We start from the raw sequence: 23,799 nt of genomic DNA on the forward strand, positions 1-23,799 counted from the left end.
GATATGGCTATCAAGACTTAGAGTACTTGACTTTGAAGATTAGGCAGTTGTCTACACCTTATTTACCCCTCGATTGTGTGACTAAAACTTTCTAGTCCCAATGCGCATCGTATCCGCTATAAAGGTGATGCTTGTTGTTTTTTCGTGTTGGCTGGATACTATCGTCGTAAAAATAATGCCCCTGCAGTTTTTTTATATTAAATATTAGTATCTCGCTATGAAATAGAATACCGTCGAATATATCCTTGGGCAGACTAATGATAGATGAAATTGCCGGATATTCTCCGTTAAGAAATTTCATCCATCTTTTACTATTTGTCATTTGGTTAAGACGCAAACCATACGGTGTGAATAGCACGATTGGTAGTGATTTATCAAATAGTTCTATCGCTTTTTGTAGCCACACTTCAGGCAACAGTGGGCGACCACCGTAATGCTTTGAGACGAATGCTTTGGTCTTGCGGTCGATATTAAAAGGTGGGTTCATAATTACAAGAGACGGTGTTTCTACCTCGCCACATTGTATCTCTAAATAGTTTCTAACTATAGTTTTAGGGAATCCCTGTCTTTCAATATCAATACCAATTACTTTGAATCCGTTTCTCTTAAACGGTTTTAATAGCGAACCTTTGCCTACGCACGGATCAAGTATCGGTTTAGTTTTATCAATTTTATCGCCGACTAGTCTGTATATAAATTCACTTACTCCGGCCGGGGTATAAATGGTTGTTTTTTTTTGTTCTTTATAAAAATTATTTCTGTCTACTCTATACATCAGGGTCTTCCGAGGCTGAAAAACCTAACTAAGTTATCCAATCAAACATAGTCATTCAATTAAAATGTAATACTTTTGAATGAACATACTGCCTTCGTTATTGCGGCTACTATAGCACATTCGCTAGCAGTGTTTTTATAATCCATTAAATTTTCTAAGCCTACGATTTAGACCGTAGCCTCCCTCTGTTTATTGATAATCGTATTACACCGTCAGTATAAAAGTAACTGGTCCTTCGTTTACTGATTTAACCTGCATATATGCACCGAATTTTCCGCACGATAGTTTTTGATATCGCCGCTGTATTTCGGCATATAGATATTTGAACAACGATGAGGCGATATCTGGTTGCGCAGCTCTTGTAAAGCTAGGGCGCATTCCTTGGGTGGTATCGGCGGCTAAAGTGAATTGTGGTACAAGTAGTACTTCGCCTTTTACATCCATGACTGATAGATTCATCCGTCCTTCGTTATTAGAGAATATACGATAGCCTAAAATGCGCTCAGCCATACGGGCGGCGGACTGTTCACCATCGTTGGGTTGCACGGCAACCAAAACTAATATACCGCGAGCAATCTCGGCAATGGTATCACCCTCTATACACACTGAACCACAGCTGACTCTCTGCAGTAAGCTAATCATTGCTCACGGATGTTGTCCGCTAATACGAGTAGCCATTGTGTCGCTACTTTGTACGAGGCAGCTCGTAATATCGTGTTCAAAAGCCGAATGCCCTGCTTGCGCAATGATATGTAGTTCGGCCTGTTGCCAAGATTGATGTAATAGCCATGCTTGTTCAAGCGGACACACTATATCATAGCGCCCGTGTACGATGACCCCGGGTATTTTAGATAGTTTGTCGGTATGTTGAAGCAACGGCTGGTCTTTAAGGAATATTTGATTAACGAAGTAATGGCATTCTATTCTTGCCAAGCTCAATGCAACCTTATCTTGGGTAAAAAAATCAACTACCTTAGTATTAGGATGTAGATTGGAAGTGCACCCCTCCCATCGTGCCCACGCTCTCGCCGCTTGCAAGCGGACTTCTGAGTTTGCATCCGTTAAACGACGATAATATGCACCGACCATGTCAGCGCGTTCGTTGGGTGGAATAACGGCTTGATAATCTTGCCAAAGATCAGGGAATATATAGCTTGCACCATCTTGGTAAAACCACGATATATCCCGTTCTCTGCATAAAAAGATACCTCGTAATATAAGTCCTAGACATCTTTTAGGATGGGTTTGCGCATAGGCGAGTGCTAAGGTCGAGCCCCACGAACCACCGAATACCACCCATTGATCAATTCCTAAATTGATGCGTATACGCTCGATGTCGTCAATCAAATGCTGAGTAGTGTTGTGGCGCAATTCTGCGTGTGGTGTAGAGAGCCCACAGCCTCTCTGGTCAAACAATACAATACGGTAGAGTTGCGGATTGAAAAAACAACGATGGCTCGCTTCACAGCCAGCTCCTGGTCCGCCGTGCAGAAAAACAACCGGCAGTCCAGCGGGATTACCACTTTCCTCTATATACAATGCATGTTCACTATCTACTGCAAGTGTAGATTTTCTATACGGTTCAATGGGTGGATAAAGTGAGCGCATTGCGATATGACGATGACTAAAACGCGGTAGCTAGTGAGTATATTATAACCATAGTTTTATTTGCGCCAGAACATGGGTGTAAAAAGAATGAGCAGTGCGAAAATCTCAAGTCTTCCTAAGATCATTGCAAAACATAAAATCCATTTATTGATATCGCCAATAGTAGCGTAATTTTCTCCTACTGATCCCAGACCAGGACCTAGATTGTTTATAGTTGCCATCGTTGCGGAAAAGGCGGTTTCTTGATCTAGCCCCATAGACATCAGCAATAATAGAATTACGATAATGCTTCCTATATAGGCCGAGAAGAACCCCCATACTGATTGTATGACCCGATTGCTCAGTGCCATATCGTCTATTTTCACTAACACGCACGCACTTGGGTGGACAAGCTGTTTCATCTCTCTGATACCTTGGCGCAATAGCAACCAGAAGCGAATGACTTTCATGCCTCCACCAGTAGAACCACTGCATCCTCCGATAGAACTTGCAAATAATAGTAGTAGTGGTATGAAACCCATCCAGGTATGATGCGAGGTGGCGGTATAGCCGGTAGTCGTTGCGAAAGAAACGGCATTGAAAGCACCTACCAAGGCTGAATTTTGTGCGGTATCTATACCGGCGGTATATATATACGAAACGGTGAATGCTACAACGATTAAAACAACCGACAGAAATACTTTAAATTCGGTATCGCGCTTATAAACGGTTAGAGAACGACGATGCCAGGCTAAAAAGTGTAAACTGAAATTAACCCCAGCGATTAACATAAAAACGATTGTGATAACCAGTATTGCCGGGTTATGCGCAAAATATCCGAAGTTTTGATCGTGCGTTGAAAAGCCACCGATAGAGATAGTAGAAAAACTATGGCATAGTGCATCAAATTTTGACATGCCGGCAAGCCAATAGGCTAGCGCACACAGTGCGGTTAAAGATAAATAGATGTAGACCAACATCCTAGATATTTCACTAACTCGCGGTAACGGCTTTGTTTTACGCGCCGAAGAGAGCATTTCAGTACGATATAGTTGCATGCTACCGACACCTAACATAGGGGCAATCGTAATTGCAATGACGATGATACCAAGACCACCTATCCATTGTAGTAACTGCCGGTAAAATAAAATGGCATGAGGGATATTATCCAAAGATGGCAGGACACTTGCACCAGTTGTAGTCAAACCTGATAGCGCTTCAAAAACCGCATCGTGTAGTGTCATTTTCGGGTTGTCGCTAAGGTATAGCGGCAATGCAGCAAAGATACCTAATACAATCCACGCCAACACGACCATTAAAAACGCTTCTTTTAAGTGTGTCTCGCCGCGGGTGTTGCGGCTTGGCAGCCACAATAGAAAACCTATGGTTAGGATAATGATAAACGATAGCACAAAATGACGGCTACTATGCTCTTCGTACCATGCGTCTACCGGCAATGGTATCAGCATGACGATGCTAAATAGCATCAACAAAATACCCAATGCTCGTTGTACGGATGGCAAATGTATCATTAGTAAATTGCTGTAACCATAAACAGTTTTTCTACATTGGGTATGTGTTTTTTGCTGTCAACGAAGACAATCACATGATCCTCAGATTCGATAACTAGTTCTGGGGTTGCCGTAAAAACTTGCTCGCCGCGTAGAATCATGCCGACTTTAACCCCAGTCGGCAGGCGAATGCGGCTCAGCGGACGACCGACGACTTTAGATGAACGAGCATCACCATGAACTACCAGTTCTATCACTTCTGCGTCGCTGTGTTTCAAGGTGTATGTGGCAACCGTATCACCTTTTCTAACATGGCAGAGTAATGAAGCGAAGGCGGCTTGTTGCGGCGATAAAGTAATATCTATATTGACATGGTTCAGATGTACTAATTCCAAATAACTCGGACGATTTATTAATGCTAGCACTTGGTTCGCACCTAAGTGTTTGCACAGTAGTGCGGATAAAATATTGTCTTCCTCTTTACTGGTCACTGCACACATCATATCGGTACGTTTAATATTTTCGTCTATCAAGATATTTTCGTTGGTTGCATCGCTATGTAGTACTACCACTTTATTACCCAGACGCTCGGCAAGCATCGTTGCGCGCGCAATATCTGGTTCAAGCAACTTAATTTTGTAATCGTTTTGTAAAAGCTCGGCGAGGTTCATGCCAATCTGCCCACCGCCGGCGATCATAATTGTTTTTAGCGGTTGGTAATCGCAACCCAATGTTTTCATTATTTCAGCGATTTGTGCTTTAGGCGCTAAGAAAAAGACTTCGTCGCCGGCTTGGATCACCGTTTGTTCGTCGGTGAAGCTGATTTTCTCATTTCTAAAGAGTGCTGCAATGTGCACCGTAGCGCCGCTTGCTGATTGTACAATTTGTGCAGTGGTGCGGCCGACCGCCGCTCCGTTTTGATGTGCTTTAGCACATACCATGAACAGTTGCCCACCACCTAGTTCGGCAATTTGCAGTGTGCCAGGGTGCTCGATAAGCAATTTTATGTTTTTAGCAACCGAAAGTTCCGGACTGACGAGTACATCTATGGGAATTGCATCTTTGCCGAACAGTTTATATTTTTCTTCTAAATATCCTCGTGTTGTAACCTTTGCTATTTTTGTCGGGATGTCAAACAAGGTATGGGCAATTCGGCAAGCGATGATATTTTCCTCGTCGTGGTCATTGAGTGCGATGAGCATATCTGCATTCTCGGCATCGGCTTGTTGCAGAATATCTGGATGCGAACCTTGCCCGACGATAGTTCTTAAGTCAAAAACACTCTGGATGTCCTGAAATAGTCTAAAATCTTTATCTACTAAAGTAACATCGTTATTTTCTTCAGCCAAATTAAGTGCTAAAGAAATGCCTAGATGATTAGCGCCGAGCACTATGACTTTCATTGGTTTTTCTTCCTGATACCGGTGTTTATACCCAGTGATTTTAGCTTCCGATAAAGATGCGTTCGCTCGATTCCTGCGCGACTCGCTAATTTTGAGATATTACCGCCGACCACGCGTAGCAGTTGCTCCAAATAGATACGCTCGAATGCATCACGCGCCTCTCGCAGTGGTTTTTGTAGTAGCAGATCTAGGTGTGTATCGCTGCTGCGTATTTTTTTTAGTGCCAAGCGTGCCTCGTTGGCTGATACCGCTTCTTCTTTATTTTGTTGTAATAAATAAACGACTAGATCATCTAGTTCTTTCATATTGCCAGGCCAAGCATGATGGCGCAGGTAGTTCTGTGCGGGGATAGAGAAGCCTCTATAGTTCAACATTTTATTGGCACAGTTGTAATCTATACAGGTGTTCAGTAACTCCAGAATATCTTCTATGTGTTCTCTAAGTGGTGGGATATATAGAACTTCTTGTTCAAATATCCGAGCCAGTGGTTTTATTAAAGTGCCGTCGCGTTCAAGTTGAGCTGGGTTTCTATCGCCGGTGGCAATCACCCGCCCAGTGGTCTTTTTAGATAGCATCTCGGCTATAGCTTTTTGCTCTTGCATACTCATCGTTGCAATATCTCTGAGCAGCAAGGTAGTGTCGTCACCACCGAAGCCGTTAGCTATATAGGCACTTAGGTCGTCAACCGTGGAGGTCGGTGTCAGTGTAATGAGGTTTTGCTGCTCTCGTTTGCTGAGCAGATGTATATATTCGGCGAAGTTCCCCTTGCCAGTCCCGGTCTCACCATAAATGAATAAAGGAGTATCCGATTTGGCTAGGTTTTCGGCTTGTTCGCGCAGTCGCAAGGCGATTTCGCTGGATCCGGCAAAGGTGCGCACGGTTGATGCCGGTGTGTTGGGCAACATGTGTTTGACGGCTTTCAATAATTTAGCCGTTGTCAGGGGTTTTTCAAGAAAGGCAGCAGCGCCGAGGCGAGTAGACTCTACTGCGGTCTCTATCGTGCCATGCCCAGACATCATAACAATTGGGAACTTATTATTAAAATTACGTTTGCATTCTTTTAATAAACTAATTCCATCTTCATTGGGCATCCAAATATCCAACAAAACCAGGCTGGGTAATGCCGCTTTGATATGTTTGCGAGCGTCGCTTGCATCTTTTGCTGTAGTTACCTGATATCCCTCGTCCTCTAATATATCCTTGACCAGAGCACGGATATCGGGCTCGTCGTCGACGACCAAAATATGATTGTCACTCATTCTTTTTCCGGTTGGCTGTCAGTTATGGGCAGGGTTTTATTTAATGTTATACAAATAATACTACCGCTATCGTCTTCTACATTACTAATATAAATATTCCCGCCGTGCTCTTCAACGATTTTTTTGACAATCGCAAGCCCCAGACCTTGTCCTTTTTCTTTAGTAGTTACATAAGGCTCAAAGGCCTTTTCTATCACATCCAGTCTAAAACCGGGACCGTTGTCTTGTATTGTAACGCGTATCACATCAGGCTCAGGTATCGTAGTTGATATGCGCACTTGCGGTTTAGGCGTTTGTTCTAGAGCTTCTAGTGCATTAGTCATCAGATTATGTAGTAGTTGTCTGAGCCGTGCCTCATCACCGTTGATAATTGCTGATTGGTCGCATGGTTGCCATTTTATATTTACTCTCCCAGCGTGGTCGTAAAAATCAACCAGTTCATTTATAAGTTGATGTAGATCCAATTTCTGCAGTCTTAAAGGCGCATCACCTTGAGAGAATTGTCTAAATTCATTGACGATTCTGCCCATTGCGTCTACTTGATGAATAATTGTGTCGGTTGAACGATCAAGGAAGGCGTAATTTTCATTATCAAGCTTTGTTTTCAGTTTATTTTTTAGTCGCTCGGCGGATAGACGTATGGGTGTTAGAGGATTCTTAAACTCGTGTGCCATACGACGGGCTACATCTTTCCATACTTGATCTCGTTGAGCTTGGACTAAATCGGTGATGTCGTTAATAACGATAACATAACCACCGTCTGGCAATCGTGCCCCTCTGCAAAATAAATTTTTATTTTTCTCGTTTATGTATAAATCAGTCTCCCACTGTAATTCTTCTTTGGCTTTAGCTAATTCTCTCTTTAGCGTGACGCAAAACTCATCCAGCCATTTGACTTCGGCTGTTTTTTGCAACGGCTGATTTGTTAGATCTTCTATTGACACCGACAATATCTCCGATGCCGCGACATTTGCTGTTTTAAGTTTAAGATCTTTATCTAAACTGAGTATCCCAGAAGACAGGTGCGTGAGTACGGTTTCTAAGTAAGAGCGTTGTTTTTCTAGCTGCATTCGACTATGGTCGGCGACCTCTTTCGCTTTATTTAGTTTACTGGCCATGCTATTGAAAGATGCTGCTAATTCGCCGAGCTCATCTTTGCTGGGAACTTCTATGCGAGTATTTAGTTTACCGGCAGCAATATCCTTAGTGCCTCTGGCCAGTTGTACAACGGGTGAGATGAGTGTACGGGTATAGAAGAAAGCTGCCCAGATGGCAAATAATATGCCGAATAATAACACTAGAACCAGAGTCAACTTAAAACTTTGCTTCAATGCTTCACGTAGAAATATTAAATTTTTGTATTCGTCATAGGCATCTTCAACATTCCTAGTCAGACGGTTGACGCGTTCAGGCATAGGATAGAGCACCTGCAGTAGTCGTTTGGGACCCAGTATTTCTTCGGCTTCTATAGGCAGCACCAAGCGCGCATAAAAGTTATTTTTTATCAGATCTAAACCGATGTAAGGTTCACCTTGCAATACTTTATGTGTGACATCTTCCGACAATAATATGGGTAGCATGTTTTCCATGTCGTGTCCATAGGAAGCTATAATTTCTCGATTATTATTCAGCAAGGTGATTTCACTGAGCTTGCTCTCCTCGAATAACGAGCGTAAAACAAACGACGATAACTCGGACGGTGTATCGGATATTTCCTCAGCCATTTTCTCTACATCTTGATGCATTCTGCGAAGCTGCATATTCAGTGACCAATTTCCTAACTCTAATGAATTGTTCAAGGCGTTCTCTACATCAACATTAAACCAGCTGTCGATGCCTTCCTCGAGCATCTGATTAGAAAATGTATAAACGATAATCGCCGGTACTAATATCGATAGAGTCAACAATATACTTAAGCGCAAGCGCAGTTTCGCACCGAATTTATTATTATAAAAATCTCGCACTAGTTTTACGAAATTGACTATAGCTAGGCTGCCTAGCACGAGTAGCATCAATAAATTAAAAACCAAGAACCAGCCGTGGTATTGATCAAACAGGCGCGAGTTTTGAACCAAGCTACTGAGGGAAAACAAAGATATCAGTAGCAGTAAAAAGATAATTACGACAGGTAATAAAGGTTTTGAAAATCTATTTAGAGTGACCACTGATACCAATTGGAAGATAGTGGCTGTGGATACAGCACATAACTTTTAAGCCGTAGCAATACTGGCAAGTCTGCACGTGATAATTTGATGCGCACTCGCATATTTGTTGCTTGGGACGAAGCCAATAATGTCTGTTCAATAACCGGCACATTATCGTAGTGTCCTAGGAATGCAAGTGCATTTTCCAGAGAATTAAAATTGGCCTGTTGATTAAAACTCAAGTCCTCAACGACATAGTGCTGTGTCAACGCGTAAAAATGTAGCTTTTTGCGCCATTGTAGGTCGATAAACTTTTTATTCGGTAATACTTTTCTGTTATTCAACACTTCAATGTCTACGATAAAGGTTAATTCTATGCCGGTATTAACTGCGCTAATCAAAAAGTCGGGTAGCTCAAAATGCGCTTGTAAACTGAGATAAATTAGATGATCTCGGACTGCAGATGATAAGCTACTGATAGTGATAGGGTCTGTTAAATTATCCGATGGCACCGTTTCATCGACCACGCCCGATGTTGGTATTGCCGATAAGATAAACAACACAGAATATAAAAATAGCTGTTTCATAATATTCCAGTATAACAAAAAGATAACAAAAACAGCTGTCGCTTACTTTATTTTAGCCAAGAGGTGATACGAGACTCAATATAAATAGATAACGCAATCGGCGCTTGCTCGTTGCACCGTTCTACAGTATCCCGCTCAGCCATTGTGCCCAAACATCTACTACGCGCTTATCTATGGTATGGCTGAGATTGCTGAACACATGCGATTGCACTTGGAATCCAGCATTCTCCAGCACATTCGGCATAGTTTGTACTGCGCGTAGTGGGATGACCTGATCTTCGGTGCCGTGGGTTAATAATACTGGTGTGCCGTGGTTATCGGGTATTGCCTCACCGCGTGGTATATAGCCCGACCAGGAAAAAGCTCCAGCATACATTTGTATTTCTTGGAACAAGCAATACATCGCAAGCGCCCCGCCTTGCGAGAAACCACCGATGATGATTTTATCCGCAGGTACCCCGCTTGCTATCATTTCATCTATTAGTTGCTTGATTAGTTTTCTGGATCTTTCTAAACCGACTAGATCCTCTTGCGGCTGGGCATCTTCCAATGCGAGGATGTCGAACCACGCTGGCATTTTTATTCCACCGTTTAATGTGACTGGTTGTATGGGTGCTTGCGGTATGAAAAAAGTAATACGGTTTTTATTGGTTAGCGGTAGCATAGAGAAACCAGCTGCGAGTTCTTTAGCAGTTGCACCCAAGCCGTGCAACAGAATAACGCCACCGATGGCTTTTTGCTGTGCCAGTCTACGCACACCATGCCAAGTTTGTCTGCCGTTATCGGCATCAGGTTGTTGGGTCATTGTTGATGTTCCTTATTTATTAGTAAATTGCTATGGTTTGCCGAAACCGCCACCACCAGGCGTTTCAATAATTAACTTATCTCCTGCTTGCATCGCAACGGTTGCACTCGCAGCCAGTCGCTCTATGCTACCATCTTTGCGTTGCACGCTGTTGTGTCCACACAGTCCAGGGCTACCACCGTTCAATCCGAAAGGTGCTATTGTACGATGACTAGCCACTATTGAGGTACTCATCTCCTCTAAGAATAATATTTTGCGCAACACACCACTACCACCTCTATGCTTGCCATTACCACCACTGTTTTTGCGAATGCTAAAGCTTTCCAATAATACTGGGAAGCGTGATTCTAGAACTTCGGGGTCGGTGAGTCTAGAGTTTGTCATGTGCGTATGCACTGCATCGGCACCGTCAAAATTGGCACCCGCACCGGCACCGCCGCATAGTGTTTCGTAATATTGAAATTGTTCGTTACCGAAGGTTACATTATTCATCGTGCCTTGCGAAGCGGCGAGTATCCCCAAAGCTCCATACAGCGCATTGACGATTGCTTGCGATGTTTCTACATTACCAGCAACGACTGCTGCCGGGTAGTCCGGGCTCAGCAGACTGCCTTGTGGAATAATAAGCTGTATAGGTTTCAGGCATCCTTCGTTCAAAGGTATATCGGCATTGACTAAGGTGCGAAAAACATATAACACTGCAGCGCGTGCGACTGCCGATGGTGCGTTAAAATTAGTATCACTTTGTGGCGAAGTGCCGGTAAAGTCTACCACTGCAGATTTTTTATCTTTGCTAACCGAGATTGCAACTTTGATAATACCACCGTGCTCTAAAGGATAAACGAATTGCCCGTTGGATAGATTTTTTATTGTGTCGCGCACCGCCTGCTCTGCGTTATCCTGTATATGTTGTATATAAGCGCATACTGTTTGCAATCCGTAGTCGTTAATCATATTTTTGAGTTCGGCAATGCCTTTATAGTTTGCTGAGATCTGCGCTTTCAAATCGTCGATATTGGTATCTATATTACGTGCTGGCCAAGTAGCTTGTTGCAACATTTTTCTAAGCGCTACTTCCGCAAAGCAACCGTTTTGCACCAACAAAAAATTGTCTATCAGCACACCTTCTTCTTCTATATGCTGGCTATTGGGTGGCATCGACCCTGGAGTAATGCCGCCTATATCGGCGTGATGCCCACGGCAGGCTACATAAAACAACGGTTGTTTACTTTGATGATAAAACAGCGGTGTGATTACAGTGATATCTGGTAAATGCGTACCGCCGTGGTAAGGGCTATTCAATACATATACATCGCCGTCTTTCATGGTGTCACTAGATTGTTTGATTACCGAGCGTACGGTCTCTCCCATCGAACCTAAATGCACCGGCACATGCGGTGCGTTGGCAATCAAGCTACCGTTGCGGTCGAATATCGCGCATGAAAAATCCAACCGCTCTTTGATATTAATCGAGTGTGCAGTGTTTGCCAGCGTGATGCCCATTTGTTCGGCGATTGACATATATAAATGATTAAAAATTTCTATCTTAACTGGGTCAGCTGCCATTGCATCGTTGTTTATCAAAGTTATTGCGTGCTTATCAGGGCTTGTCTGCTTTTCTATCAATAGGTCGTTGCGTTCGGTAATTTGAGCTTGCCACTGTGGTTCTACGACTATGGTTTGGTTTGCCTCAACTATCAAAGCAGGCCCCTTAATAGATTGATGGGGGGCGAGTGTTTGACGTTCGTGCAACATAGCTTCTCTTAAACCTTCACCGGTGTAGAGTTTGATGGCTATGGGTTCTGTTTCTTTTTTTGTCTGCAGTTCTGCCATCTCATACAGATCGGTTTCGGAGTGCGTGGCTTTTACCGCTTCTAACGAAAGGTTGGCAATAATAAGCGATGTATCGGGCAGTATAAAGCCAAACCGCTGTTTGTGTAGTGCTTCAAATGTTTTGCGTAAATTTTTATGCTTGTCAAAATCAATCTCCAGTGTATAGTCGCTACCTTGATAACATATGTGTACGCGTCTATGGATTTGAATATGGTTTGAGTCAGTGCTGTGTTGGGTAATCTCGGCTATCGCCTGTTCGGCTAGCGTGCGCCATATTTGGTTAAGGACTTCACTGTCTTTTTCTGCTATAGGCAATTCAACGGTACGGGTGCGCAATGCACTTAAGTTCGTATGCCCTATGCCGTAAGCGGATAATACGCTTGCTAACGGATGTATCAGTATTTGTTGTATGCCTAACACATCGGCTACTTGGCAGGCATGTTGGCCGCCAGCACCACCGAAGCAACATAGCGCATAATGGCTTAGATCATAGCCGCGTTGCACTGATATTTTTTTGATAGCTTGTGCCATGTTGTTAACGGCAACCGCAAGAAATCCCGATGCAACTTCGTGCATTGAGCGATTGCTACCAGTTTTTAGATTAATTTCTTCGGTTAAGGTAGCGAATTTTTGCGCAACTATATCTACATCTACACTCTGTTTACTATCGCTACCGAACAACTTAGGAAAATAATGCGGCTGTATACGTCCTAAAATGAGATTACAGTCGGTTAAAGTTAAAGGACCTCCGTTGCGGTAGCTCGCCGGGCCGGGGTTGGCTCCCGCTGATTCGGGGCCTACTTGATAGCGGCCGTTGCTAAACTTGACTATCGAACCGCCGCCGGCCGCAATCGTGTGTATATTCAGCATTGGAGCCTGCAGATGTATACCAGCTATGTGACTATCGTAAGCGCGTTCGTAGTCTCCACAAAAGTGCGAGACATCAGTGGATGTGCCGCCCATATCAAAGCTAATTATATTTTTTAACTGCGCTTGTAAGCCGGCTTTTACGGCGCCGACTATGCCTCCTGCCGGTCCTGATAACAAGCTATCGCCGGCACGAAAATTCTCTGCGGCTATCAGCCCACCGCTTGATTGCATGAAAAAAATAGGCACTTTAGGCAAGGCTTTGGATATGTGGTGTACATAGCGCAGCAATACCGGAGACAAATATGCATCGACCACCGTTGTGCCGCCGCGACCAACAAACTTTATCATCGGGCTCACCTCGTGCGAAACAGATATTTGTTGGTAGCCGATTTGCTCAGCAATTTGGCGAAGCATTTTTTCGTGTGACGGATATTTATAACCGTGCATAAAGCATACTGCACAACTGCGTATGCCGTCTTGATAAGCCAACTCAAGTGCCTGTTTTGTAGCTTTTGTATCGATCGCTTTTAATACATTACCTTGCGCGTCTACGCGTTCGTCTATTTCTATAACCGATTCATATAGTGGGTTGGGCAGCTTAATATCTAAGTCAAATAATTTCGGTCGTGTTTGATAAGCAATACGCAACGAATCGGCGAACCCTTTACTCACTACTAATACGATACGTTCACCTTTGCGTTCCAACAGTGCGTTAGTTGCCACCGTCGTGCCCATACGCACCTCTGCAATACTTTCGGTAGGTATCGGCGTCGTAGCGGAAATGTCTAGTACATCTCGCATACCTTGCAACGCTGCATCGGCATAACACTGCGGATTTTCCGACAGCAATTTATGTACTAGCCATTCACCTGCAGTGTTTTTGGCAACTACATCGGTGAATGTGCCTCCTCTATCAATCCAAAAAAACCACTTCTGATTATCTGCTTTTTGTCCGTTCGTCCTATGATTGCTGCCGTTCGTCATTTTCTGGTAATATTAAATTATCGTTTTGCTATTTAATTTTATAACGGAAAATCCTGACTTCGCTAAGATGCTTATTTATAATTTAATTTTATCGAGGAAAAGATGAATATAACGAGCGAAAAATTGTATGAAATGATGCTTGAAATAAAGGCTAAACAAGAAGACACTATGGTTATCAGAACCGAACTTTGTGCTGGCATTCAATGGAACCTACTAAAGAACCTATAAAAGGTCACCGAAAAAAGGCACCCGAAAGTTCGGTGAACATATTTACTGACTGTACTGAGTCCGGAGAGATTCTTTCTATTTTACGAGGTTTAGGTCGTTTGCCTATTTGCTTCAATGATAGTTGTATTATACCTTTAGTAGCTGATCCCAATCAAAAAATCCGTTTCTGGTCGGTTAAGACATTAGGCAAGACCAAAAGAATAAAAAATTTGAATATTTTAGAGAAAGTAGCTAAGGAGGACGAATCAACCGAAGTTAGAAGAGAAGCAATTTCTTCTATTGGTAGGATTAGGGATAAGAGGATTCTTCCTATTTTGATTCAATTTCTCGGTGATGCCGATCCTAAAGTTGTATTACAAGCGATTAGAGGTCTTCTGGTTTTTAAAGCAGATCCTCAGGTTGCTGATGAGCTTAAAAAATGTGCGAAACATCCTAACGAGATGGTACAAAAGATAATTGAAAAAGAATATTTCTCAAAAAATTCAGGAAAGCGGACTCAGCAGGCTCACCCGGAATCCTATGCTTTCTTGAAAAATGTAATTGTATCTGGTGATGTGAGAGAGATATTACAGTTAGTTCCAGACGAGAGCTTTCATCTCACTTTTACTTCTCCTCCGTATTACAACGCCAGAGACTATTCTATTTATAAAAGTTATCAAGAATATCTGAATTTTCTAGAACAAGTCTTTAGCAAGACCTATGATAAAACTAAGGAAGGCCGTTTTCTGATAGTCAATACATCTCCGATTATTATTCCGAGAGTAAGCCGTCAACACTCCAGTACGCGGTATCCAATACCGTTTGATATTCATAATTTTTTAGTTCCTATAGGTTGGGAGTTCATTGACGATATAGTTTGGGAAAAACCTGAGTCAAGCGTTAAAAATAGAAATGCAGGCTTTTTACAGCACAGAAAGCCTTTAGCATATAAGCCGAATGCTGTGACTGAGTATTTGATGGTTTATAGAAAGAAAACCGATAAATTAATAGACTGGAATATTCGCCAATACGACTCGGACACTGTTAACAAAAGTAAAGTGAAGGACGGTTACGAAACATCTAATGTATGGAAAATTGACCCTGTCTATAACAAAGTTCATTCGGCAGTTTTCCCTACCGCTTTATGTAAGCGAGTTATAGAGTATTATTCCTATCAGGGTGATTTGATTTTTGACCCGTTTGCTGGAAGTGGTACTTTAGGCAGAGTTGCTAAAAGTCTTGGTAGATTTTTTTTCCTTACCGAAAAAGAACCTAAGTATTTCCATTATATGAAATCCCTTTATTCCAAAGAGGGTGGTTTATTAGAAAAAGAGGAAAGCAGAAGCACATTTTTAACTCTAAAGGAATATAAGAATACTATCAAAATATGACCCTAACGGAACAAGTTATAAAAAACATAATAAAAAAACTGCTTAAAAGCGAGGACTATAGAATAGAAATCATCAGTCTTATAGATGCTGTGTTTTTACAATTCACGATAGAATTTTTCAAAAAAATTATCGCAGCTAAATTAAATAATCAAGATATAACTGTAGATTGGTACAAAAAAGAACTTTTAGATTCTGCACTTCCTGCCAAAGAGCTAGCAATAAATTCTGGTTTGAATATGAAGACTATAGTCAATATGTTTAACTCTGGGAAAAAGGAAATAGTTATAAATGCCGCCGATGATCATTATGATACCTTGTATAACTTGATTGAATCTCTTATTGATGCAGAAGATGGGATGGAATTGAAATTAACTCTAAAATTTAATGAAGTTAGTGTTGAGTTGAATGTGAGTGAAACACTGGTAGTTGTTAATACATTGGCCGTAAAAAGGGCTGCGATAAGAGGTGGTTTGTGGAGTACGGCAGGGAAGCGAGTTGAGAAACCGTTAATGCTAACCTTATGTAAGCTGTACGAGGTTTCATCTAACAATTATCGAATGCACATATCAAATGCAGACCACAGAGATGATTTTGATAGGGAAGTTGATTTCTACTTATTACGAGGTGATGCGGAATTTAAGTGCGAAGTAAAATTGATAGGAAAAGGCAATCCGGAGAGCGCGGATGCTGTGATAGCGAGAGGTAGTAAAGTTTTTGTAGCTGATAAATTGTCGGATACTAATAAGGCACAACTAAATAGCCTCGGCGTAGAGTGGGTTGCTTTAAGAGATAACAATGGCTTTCACAGGTTCGCAACCGTACTTAGAAAACTTAAGATTCCTTTTACTGATAATAATTTTAAGGATGTAGATAGTCGCATTGAACAGATATTCAATGAAATATTTACATAATTAAGGCGTGTTTATCCATTTCAAGCTATCTCTATACCAAGCTATCTCTATACATCGAGATAAGCGCGAGCATCGGCAATTCGTTGGCGGACGCCGGCAGTGCCGCCGTGCGTGCGTTTATTTTGTATTGCGGTTTTAGGATTTAATACTTTAAGTGCACTACTATCCAGTGTCGGATGCAGTGCTTGTAATTGTTCTATCGGCAGAGCATCCAGCGCACAGTCCTGCTGCACAGCGAGCTTGACCGCCTGTCCGACTATACGGTGTGCGTCGCGAAAGGGCACTTTTTTACCAACCAAATAGTCGGCTAGATCTGTTGCCGTAGAAAAGCCACTCTGCGCAGCTTCTAACATTTTTGCACGATTGGCTTTGATAGTCGGTATCAGTTCGGCGAGTATCACAACGGACGGTAAAGTTGCGTCTAGCGCTTCATAGACTATCGCTTTGTCTTCTTGATTGTCGCGGTTATACGCCAAAGGTTGTCCTTTCATCAACATCAATAGCGCTACCAATGCACCACTTGTGCGGCTACTTTTGCCGCGTATCAGTTCGGCTACATCAGGGTTTTTCTTCTGCGGCATAATCGATGACCCAGTGCAAAAGCGTTCTGCCAGTGTGACGAAATCAAACTGTTGCGACGACCATAGCACTAGTTCTTCGCACACTCGCGACAAATGCGACAGCAGTAGTGCACAACACGAGCAGAACTCGACGGCAAAGTCGCGGTCTGAGACCGCATCCAAGGAATTATCCGATATCGCGTCAAAGCCCAGTAATTCGGCGGCATAGCGTCTGTCCAGATCATATACGGTACCAGCGCAAGCAGCACTTCCCAACGGTAACACATTGACCCGTTTACGGGTATCCTTAAGGCGGGCAACATCGCGCTTTAGCATCTCGAACCAAGCCAACAGATGATGACCGAAAGAGATCGGTTGAGCGACCTGCAGATGCGTGTAAGCCGGCATCACGGTTTCCGCTTCGCGCTCGGCGAGTTCAAGCAGACCTCGCTGCAGTTGGTGTATTTTTTCTAGCAATAAATCTATTTGACCGCGTAGATAAAGTCTAAAGTCGGTTGCCACCTGATCATTACGCGAACGGCCGGTATGTAATTTCTTGCCTACATCACCCAATCGCTCTATCAAGCAAGCCTCTATATTCATGTGTATGTCTTCAAGCGAGGTATCGTAATTAAAACGACCTTCGGTTATTTCTTTTTTGATTTGCGCTAAGCCGGCAATCAGAGATTCTGCTTCTTGCTCAGTTAATACCTGCGCCTTCAGCAATACTTTGACATGCGCAGTAGAGGCTTCTATATCCTCCGCGTAAAAACGCCTATCGTATTCTAGCGATGCAGTAAAAAGTTCGACTTGCCGCTCAGTGGTTTCAGTAAAACGTCCGCTCCACAATTTGCTTTTAGTATGTTCTTTGCTCATTGTTGTTATCGTTTATTTAACAATGGAGATTATAAACCATGTCGAGCGAGGCATCGATATATTCCGTGCGACACTCAGCTACTTATTTTTGCTTAATACAAGTTATGCTTGAGTATGACTGATGGGGCTTTTGTCTTATTCGTCTTTGTTTAGCATGATATGCAGCTGTTGTAATCTAAAGAGTGTCAATCTAAAGGGTATTAGCTTGAATTAAGATAAACTAGATGGCGACATCTAACTAGGGATCTAGAGCCGAACAGCAAGTTGTAGACAATGAATATACACGAACAATTACTAAACGCGCGCGATACGATTAATCGAGGAGGAATTGTCGCCTATCCGACCGAAGCAGTATACGGTTTGGGTTGCAACCCTATGAACGAGCAAGCTGTGCATCGTTTATCGGTAATAAAAGAACGACCGCCTGATAAAAGCTATATTCTAATAGCCGACGACTTCTCCCATCTGCGTCCTTTTTGTGCAACTATAGATGCATCTCGTTGGCAACCTATCCGTAGCAGTTGGCCAGGACCTTATACATGGATATTTCCAGCCACAGAATTGTGTCCGCGTTGGCTTTGTGATAGGGAAGCCGGTATCGCGGTGCGAGTAACTGCCCACCCTGTTGCAGCTGAGCTATCTAAACTTTGCGGACACGCATTGGTTTCCACCAGTGCCAATATCAGCGGCCAAGCACCGGCTAAAACATGGCAAGCGGTTGCAGCTACATTCAAGGATAAGATTGATTATATCGTCAACGCTAAGGTCTCCGACCTCGACGGCAATCCGACGGTTATTCGCGATGCAATGAGTGGCCAACGGCTACGATAGTTGTTGTTTGTTCTATCGCGTAATTAGTGCTACCCTTTTGATATGAACATAGAATCGGTGACTGATTATCTACTCGGATTGCAAAGCCGACTATGTCGTGTGTTGAGCCAATTCGAAGAAAATGCATCTTTCACCGAAGATCCTTGGCATAGCAAGCTGGGTAAAGGGCGTACGCATATATTTTCTGGTGGACAGGTTTTGGAGAGGGCAGGGGTTAATTTTTCATATGTCCATGGTGATAAGCTACCGCCGGCGGCGCTGTCGGAAACCGCTGCGCGATCTGTCGACGGGGCGTTTGAAGCGACCGGAATATCCATAGTCGTTCACCCGTTGAATCCTCATGTGCCTACCGTGCATTGTAATCTGCGCTTCTTCAAGTTGGACGATACCGCCAATGTGTCGCACTGGTGGTTTGGCGGTGGCTACGATTTAACGCCTTATTATCCTTATCGCGAGGATGTGGTAGATTGGCATCGGGCAGCACATTCGGCGTGTGCGCCGTTCGGCGATGATGTGTATAATCGTTATAAAAAGTGGTGCGACGAATATTTCTATATTAAACATCGTGCTGAGACCCGCGGGGTAGGTGGCTTGTTTTTTGATAATCTGAACGAATGGGGTTTTGATAAGTGTTTCTCTTTTATGCGTAGTATCGGCGATAGTTTTGCTACAATTTACCCAGTTATCGTCGATCGGCGTTATCAGACCCCGCACGATAAGAGGCAACGAGAGTTCCAACTATATAGACGCGGTCGTTATGTGGAATTTAATTTGGTTTACGATCGTGGTACTTTGTTCGGCTTACAATCCGGTGGGCGCGTAGAATCTATATTGATGTCGCTACCGCCGCAAGTAAGGTGGCACTACGATTGGCAGCCCGAACACGGTAGTGCCGAAGAGGATTTGTATGTCAATTACCTAAAACCGCGGGATTGGCTGGGAGTGAAAAATACGAACGATGAATAGCGATCATGCAAGAGTATCCTAAAACCAGAATGCGTCGTAGCCGTCGGTGGGAGTTTAGTCGGCGGCTGTTACGCGAGACTACTTTGACTGTCGATGATTTAATATATCCGATATTTGTGACCGAAGGAGAACAGGTCTCGGAGCCTATTTTGGCAATGCCGGGGATCAACCGCCTCTCTATAGATTTAGTAGTTCAAGAAACAAAATTATTGCGCGAACTGGGTATTCCGGCAGTTGCTTTATTTCCGGTAGTACCTAAAGCACTCAAAAGTAGGCAAGCATCCGAAGCCTATAACCATCAAGGATTGATGCAGCGTGCGATACGCATATTGAAAACCGAAGTGCCTGAAGTAGGTGTTATCACTGATGTTGCGCTGGATCCTTTCACTGCAGACGGGCAAGATGGTTTGACTCGAGACGGCTATGTAGTTAACGACGAGACCGTGCAGGTATTATGCAAGCAGGCTTTGTCGCACGCTGAGGCCGGCGCCGATATGGTTGCACCTTCGGATATGATGGACGGGCGTATTGGTAAAATCAGAGAGATATTAGAAGCGAATGGTTATACGGAGACGATGATATTGGCATACTCTGCTAAATACGCATCGGCTTTTTACGGTCCTTTTAGAGAAGCCGTAGGCTCGCTACAAAATCTTGGTTCAGCCGATAAAAAAACCTACCAGATGGATCCTGCGAATGCCGACGAAGCCTTAGCTGAGGTGCGGCTGGATATACAAGAAGGTGCCGATATGGTAATGATAAAACCAGCGTTGCCTTATCTCGATATTATTCGACGAGTCAAAGATCGCTTTGAGATTCCACTATTTGCCTACCAAGTGAGTGGCGAATACGCACTGCTGAAATCTGCAACTGGGCAAGGCTACTTATCCGAGCAAGACTGCGTAATGGAGAGCCTATACGCAATTAAACGAGCCGGTGCCGATGCGATTTTGACCTACTATGCAAAAACAGTTGCAATGTGGCTTGCCGACAAGGATGAATGACCCTCTTGAGAAAGACCTATACGGGCTGATCGGGTCGCCGGTCAAGCATAGTATTTCGCCAGTCGTACATAACTATTTTGCTAAACAAACCGAGCAGGCAATGCGCTATGAACTCGTTGAGTCGGCTGCTGATAGCTTTAACGCTACCCTGCAAGGATTTATCCGCCGCGGTGCCAAAGGCGCAAACATCACTTTGCCGTTTAAGGAGCAAGCGTGTCGTATCGCAACGACTATAAGTCCGCAAGCGCGTCTGGCAAAAGCGTCCAACACACTGTTTATACACAATGCGGAAGTACTATACGGCGACAATACCGACGGCATTGGTTTAATTAAAGATTTGCTTGAATACTGTCGCATTGAATTAGCCGGCAAAACAATTCTGATAGTTGGTGCCGGGGGTGCCGCTCGCGGTATCATTGCACCATTATTGCAAGCAAATGTATCGCAGCTTGCTATTGCGAATCGCCATGTTGATCGCGCCGCTGCTCTGGTTAAAGAGTTCAGCCAGCTAAGCGATATAAAACTATACACTTTTGAGGAACTTGCCGACCGGCACTTTGACGGTATTATCAATGCAACCTCAGCGAGTCTCTATGATGAGGTGCCGGCCTTACCAAGTTCTTTACAAACCCAATGGGGTTACGACTTGGTTTATCGAGCCAAGCCCACTGCGTTTATGAATTGGTTGATTGATTTAGGCGTAGATACGGTATTTGACGGATTGGGTATGCTGGTTGCACAAGCGGCTGAATCGTTCTATTTATGGCGTGGTGTGGCACCACAAATAAGACCAGTCATTGACACTTTGCGCGGCGATTTATAGCCACCTTTGGCAAGCCGGCCGTGTTTGCCACTGCAACAAACGGCGGATCTGATATCGGAATCTCCGCATATAGCGACATGGCTGAGGTTATGCACAAGGCAGGGTCTGATATCGGAGTCTCTGTATAAAGCAACATGGCTGAGGTTATGCACAAGGCAGGCCGTTTGTGCCACTGCAACAAACGGCGGTATCCTGTGCCACCGCAGCAAACGGCGGTATCCTGCGCTACTGCAACAAACGGCGTTATCCTGTGTCATAATAGCCACCTTATTGGTTTCTCCTATACTTGTTTGTAAAGCAAAGCGATTAAAGTAATGAAAGATTTGATCTGTCCATCTATATTATCTGCTGATTTTGCCCGTCTGGGAGCGGATGTTGCCGCAGTGCTGGATGCTGGCGCCGATATGATTCATTTTGATGTGATGGACAATCACTATGTGCCTAATTTGACTTTCGGACCTATGGTCTGTAAGTCATTGCGTGATTACGGTATCACTGCCCCTATAGATGTGCATCTGATGGTACAACCAGTAGATAGATTGATTATTGATTTTGCCTCTGCTGGTGCCGATTACATTAGTTTCCACGGTGAGGCAAGCGACGACTGCGAGCACAGCCTACGATTAATTCGCGAACAAGGTTGCCGAAGTGGTTTGGTATTCAACCCTGATGTGCCAGTTGATGCACTGGAACAGTTTATAGACTATGTAGATATGGTTTTGTTAATGTCGGTAGTGCCGGGGCGCGCCGCTCAGCAATTCATTCCTTCGGTTGTTGATAAAATTAAGCAAACGCGTGAGTTATTAAACTGCCACACCACATCAGTTCGCTTGGAAGTAGACGGTGGCATCAAAGTTGAAAATATTGCTGAGATAAAAGCCGCTGGCGCCGACACTTTTGTTGCTGGATCGGCGATCTTCGGCAGCAACGATTATCGTCGCACTATTGCCGAGATGCGCGAGCGTATAGATAATGCCAACACCACCTGATGATTGACCACAACGAATACCAACGATTGGCGGCACAAGGTTATACGCATATCCCGCTCGTACGGGAACTGCCGGCCGATTTGGATACCCCGGTTGGCGTTTATCTAAAACTGGCGAACAGTCCCAACAGTTATCTGCTCGAGTCTGCAGACGAAGGACGGTATTGGGGTAGGTATTCAATTATCGGGATGAGTTGTTCAAATTATATTCAGGTCAATCATCTCACCGTGAGTTTATACGAGGGTGGCTGTTTAAGTATGCAGCAAGAGGTATCTAATCCGCTGTCGTGGGTAGAGGATTACCTAGCTACTTTTAACATCGCACAAAGCAAATCACTGCCGCGCTTTTGCGGTGGCTTGGTCGGTTATTTTAGCTATGAGACGGCGTGTTACATAGAGCCTAAATTAGCAACGGCAACCCTTAAAAAACCTGATGAGTTGGCAACGCCGGATATATTCCTGATGGTATCTATGCAGATTGCGGTCATCGACAATCTCAGAGGTATGTTGTCTTTGATAGTCTATGCCGACACATCGCACGAAGACGGCTACCAACAAGCATTGGATACTATCCAAGAACTGGAAGGGCGGTTGCGCACACCCTCTGTCTCATTGCCGTCCGTTGCTGTGCAAGTACCGAATGAGCGGGACTTTAGCTTTGGCTTTACGCAGTCGGATTATATGGATGCGGTAGAAAAATGTCGCCGTTATATTATCGACGGCGAGGTGATGCAGGTTGCGCTGTCACAGCGTATGCAGGCGCCTTTTGAATGTAATGCATTTAATTTATATCGTGCCCTGCGTCGTTTGAATCCGTCGCCTTATATGTTTTATTTCAATTTAGATGAATTCAACATTGTCGGTTCGTCACCAGAAATTCTGGTTCGTAAAGAAACCGAACAATTGACCCTTAGACCGATTGCCGGCACTCGTCGGCGTGGCGAGACTGATGCTGAAGACTTACGCTTGGAGAAAGAGCTGTTGTCAGATGATAAAGAACTTGCCGAACATTTAATGTTGATAGATTTAGGTCGCAACGATTTGGGACGCGTTGCTAAAGTCGGTAGCGTTCAGGTTACCGATAAAATGTTGATAGAACGCTACTCGCATGTGATGCATATCGTCTCCAATGTGGTGGGTGTTGCCTCCCCGAACACCAGTGCCGTGGAAGTCTTGCGCGCGACCTTTCCGGCGGGCACCGTCACCGGAGCACCCAAAGTGCGGGCGATGGAGATTATCGCCGAACTCGAACCGGTTAAGCGTAATATCTACTCAGGTGCAGTCGGCTATATAGGTTGGAACGGTATCATGGATCTTGCGATTGCGATACGCACTGCGGTCATCAAAGAACAAACCTTATTTGTGCAAACTGGAGCAGGGCTGGTTTACGATTCACAACCGCAAAAAGAATGGCTAGAGACGATGAACAAAGCGGATGTGCTATTGGCGGCGGCGCGCATGGCAAAAGATTTTGCTTGAGGACG

General features: G+C 43.9%; 19 protein-coding genes and 1 pseudogene. 8 read left to right on the forward strand and 12 right to left on the reverse strand.

Annotated features, from left to right (window positions below; translation table 11 throughout):
- Positions 1 to 169 precede the first annotated feature (169 nt).
- From GDA45_05590 to GDA45_05635, 10 genes and pseudogenes are all read right to left on the reverse strand, one after another.
- Positions 170 to 775, reverse strand: a pseudogene (locus tag GDA45_05590) (SAM-dependent methyltransferase).
- 204 nt (positions 776 to 979) lie between these two features.
- Entirely contained in the window at positions 980 to 1,417 is a 438-nt protein-coding gene (locus tag GDA45_05595) for a D-tyrosyl-tRNA(Tyr) deacylase (GenBank protein ID MBC6414337.1), read from the reverse strand.
- A 3-nt stretch (positions 1,418 to 1,420) separates the two neighbouring features.
- Positions 1,421 to 2,383 (reverse strand): prolyl aminopeptidase, encoded by a 963-nt coding sequence (pip, locus tag GDA45_05600; protein MBC6414338.1) that lies wholly within the window; start codon positions 2,381 to 2,383, stop codon positions 1,421 to 1,423.
- Between the two features lie 56 nt (positions 2,384 to 2,439).
- Entirely contained in the window at positions 2,440 to 3,891 is a 1,452-nt protein-coding gene (locus GDA45_05605; GenBank protein ID MBC6414339.1) for a potassium transporter, read from the reverse strand.
- 2 nt (positions 3,892 to 3,893) lie between these two features.
- A complete protein-coding gene (gene trkA, locus GDA45_05610) occupies positions 3,894 to 5,276 on the reverse strand; it encodes a Trk system potassium transporter TrkA (GenBank protein MBC6414340.1) in 1,383 nt (460 codons plus the stop codon).
- Positions 5,273 to 6,535, reverse strand: coding sequence for a sigma-54-dependent Fis family transcriptional regulator (locus GDA45_05615; protein MBC6414341.1), 1,263 nt, complete (start codon positions 6,533 to 6,535; stop codon positions 5,273 to 5,275). Before GDA45_05615 ends, trkA begins: the two co-directional genes overlap by 4 nt.
- On the reverse strand, positions 6,532 to 8,610 hold the full coding sequence (locus tag GDA45_05620; GenBank protein ID MBC6414342.1) for a HAMP domain-containing protein: 2,079 nt from the start codon (positions 8,608 to 8,610) through the stop codon (positions 6,532 to 6,534). Before GDA45_05620 ends, GDA45_05615 begins: the two co-directional genes overlap by 4 nt.
- Before the next feature lie 77 nt (positions 8,611 to 8,687).
- Positions 8,688 to 9,266: a DUF4390 domain-containing protein gene (locus GDA45_05625; GenBank protein ID MBC6414343.1), complete on the reverse strand. Its 579-nt coding sequence runs from the start codon at positions 9,264 to 9,266 to the stop codon at positions 8,688 to 8,690.
- Between the two features lie 121 nt (positions 9,267 to 9,387).
- Positions 9,388 to 10,071, reverse strand: coding sequence for a dienelactone hydrolase family protein (locus GDA45_05630; GenBank protein ID MBC6414344.1), 684 nt, complete (start codon positions 10,069 to 10,071; stop codon positions 9,388 to 9,390).
- A gap of 30 nt (positions 10,072 to 10,101) precedes the next feature.
- Positions 10,102 to 13,758 (reverse strand): hydantoinase B/oxoprolinase family protein, encoded by a 3,657-nt coding sequence (locus GDA45_05635; protein ID MBC6414345.1) that lies wholly within the window; start codon positions 13,756 to 13,758, stop codon positions 10,102 to 10,104.
- 203 nt (positions 13,759 to 13,961) lie between these two features.
- Here GDA45_05635 and GDA45_05640 point away from each other — a divergent pair, with 203 nt between their 5' ends.
- Both GDA45_05640 and GDA45_05645 read left to right on the forward strand, forming a co-directional pair.
- A complete protein-coding gene (locus tag GDA45_05640) occupies positions 13,962 to 15,356 on the forward strand; it encodes a HEAT repeat domain-containing protein (protein ID MBC6414346.1) in 1,395 nt (464 codons plus the stop codon).
- Entirely contained in the window at positions 15,353 to 16,267 is a 915-nt protein-coding gene (locus tag GDA45_05645) for a CfrBI family restriction endonuclease (protein ID MBC6414347.1), read from the forward strand. The genes GDA45_05640 and GDA45_05645 overlap by 4 nt, the downstream gene beginning before the upstream one ends.
- Before the next feature lie 47 nt (positions 16,268 to 16,314).
- Here the strand turns inward: GDA45_05645 and argH are convergent, their stop codons facing one another.
- Positions 16,315 to 17,703 (reverse strand): argininosuccinate lyase, encoded by a 1,389-nt coding sequence (gene argH / locus GDA45_05650; GenBank protein ID MBC6414348.1) that lies wholly within the window; start codon positions 17,701 to 17,703, stop codon positions 16,315 to 16,317.
- Positions 17,704 to 17,976: 273 nt separating this feature from the next.
- Here argH and GDA45_05655 point away from each other — a divergent pair, with 273 nt between their 5' ends.
- From GDA45_05655 to aroE, 4 genes are read left to right on the forward strand one after another with little or no spacing between them, the layout of a single operon-like run.
- Positions 17,977 to 18,534, forward strand: a complete 558-nt coding sequence (locus tag GDA45_05655; protein MBC6414349.1) for a threonylcarbamoyl-AMP synthase — start codon at positions 17,977 to 17,979, stop codon at positions 18,532 to 18,534.
- 42 nt (positions 18,535 to 18,576) lie between these two features.
- Complete coding sequence (hemF, locus tag GDA45_05660) at positions 18,577 to 19,500, forward strand: oxygen-dependent coproporphyrinogen oxidase (protein ID MBC6414350.1); 924 nt, start codon at positions 18,577 to 18,579, stop codon at positions 19,498 to 19,500.
- Between the two features lie 5 nt (positions 19,501 to 19,505).
- Positions 19,506 to 20,504, forward strand: a complete 999-nt coding sequence (hemB, locus tag GDA45_05665) for a porphobilinogen synthase (protein ID MBC6414351.1) — start codon at positions 19,506 to 19,508, stop codon at positions 20,502 to 20,504.
- Positions 20,497 to 21,327 carry a shikimate dehydrogenase gene (gene aroE / locus GDA45_05670; GenBank protein ID MBC6414352.1) on the forward strand — a complete coding sequence of 277 codons (831 nt, stop codon included), beginning with the start codon at positions 20,497 to 20,499 and terminating at the stop codon, positions 21,325 to 21,327. Before hemB ends, aroE begins: the two co-directional genes overlap by 8 nt.
- On the opposite strand, the gene GDA45_05675 is transcribed toward aroE, so the two are convergent.
- Positions 21,261 to 21,584 carry a hypothetical protein gene (locus tag GDA45_05675; GenBank protein ID MBC6414353.1) on the reverse strand — a complete coding sequence of 108 codons (324 nt, stop codon included), beginning with the start codon at positions 21,582 to 21,584 and terminating at the stop codon, positions 21,261 to 21,263. The two genes, aroE and GDA45_05675, sit on opposite strands and share 67 nt — an antisense overlap.
- Before the next feature lie 57 nt (positions 21,585 to 21,641).
- On the opposite strand from GDA45_05675, the gene rpe reads away from it, so the two are divergent.
- Together rpe and GDA45_05685 are read left to right on the forward strand one after the other, a co-directional pair.
- A complete protein-coding gene (gene rpe / locus GDA45_05680; GenBank protein ID MBC6414354.1) occupies positions 21,642 to 22,316 on the forward strand; it encodes a ribulose-phosphate 3-epimerase in 675 nt (224 codons plus the stop codon).
- A gap of 2 nt (positions 22,317 to 22,318) precedes the next feature.
- Positions 22,319 to 23,794, forward strand: a complete 1,476-nt coding sequence (locus GDA45_05685; GenBank protein ID MBC6414355.1) for an anthranilate synthase component I — start codon at positions 22,319 to 22,321, stop codon at positions 23,792 to 23,794.
- Positions 23,795 to 23,799: the final 5 nt, after the last annotated feature.

The sequence above is a fragment of the Chromatiales bacterium genome (genome assembly GCA_014323925.1).
GTDB lineage: Bacteria > Pseudomonadota > Gammaproteobacteria > Poriferisulfidales > Oxydemutatoraceae > SP5GCR1.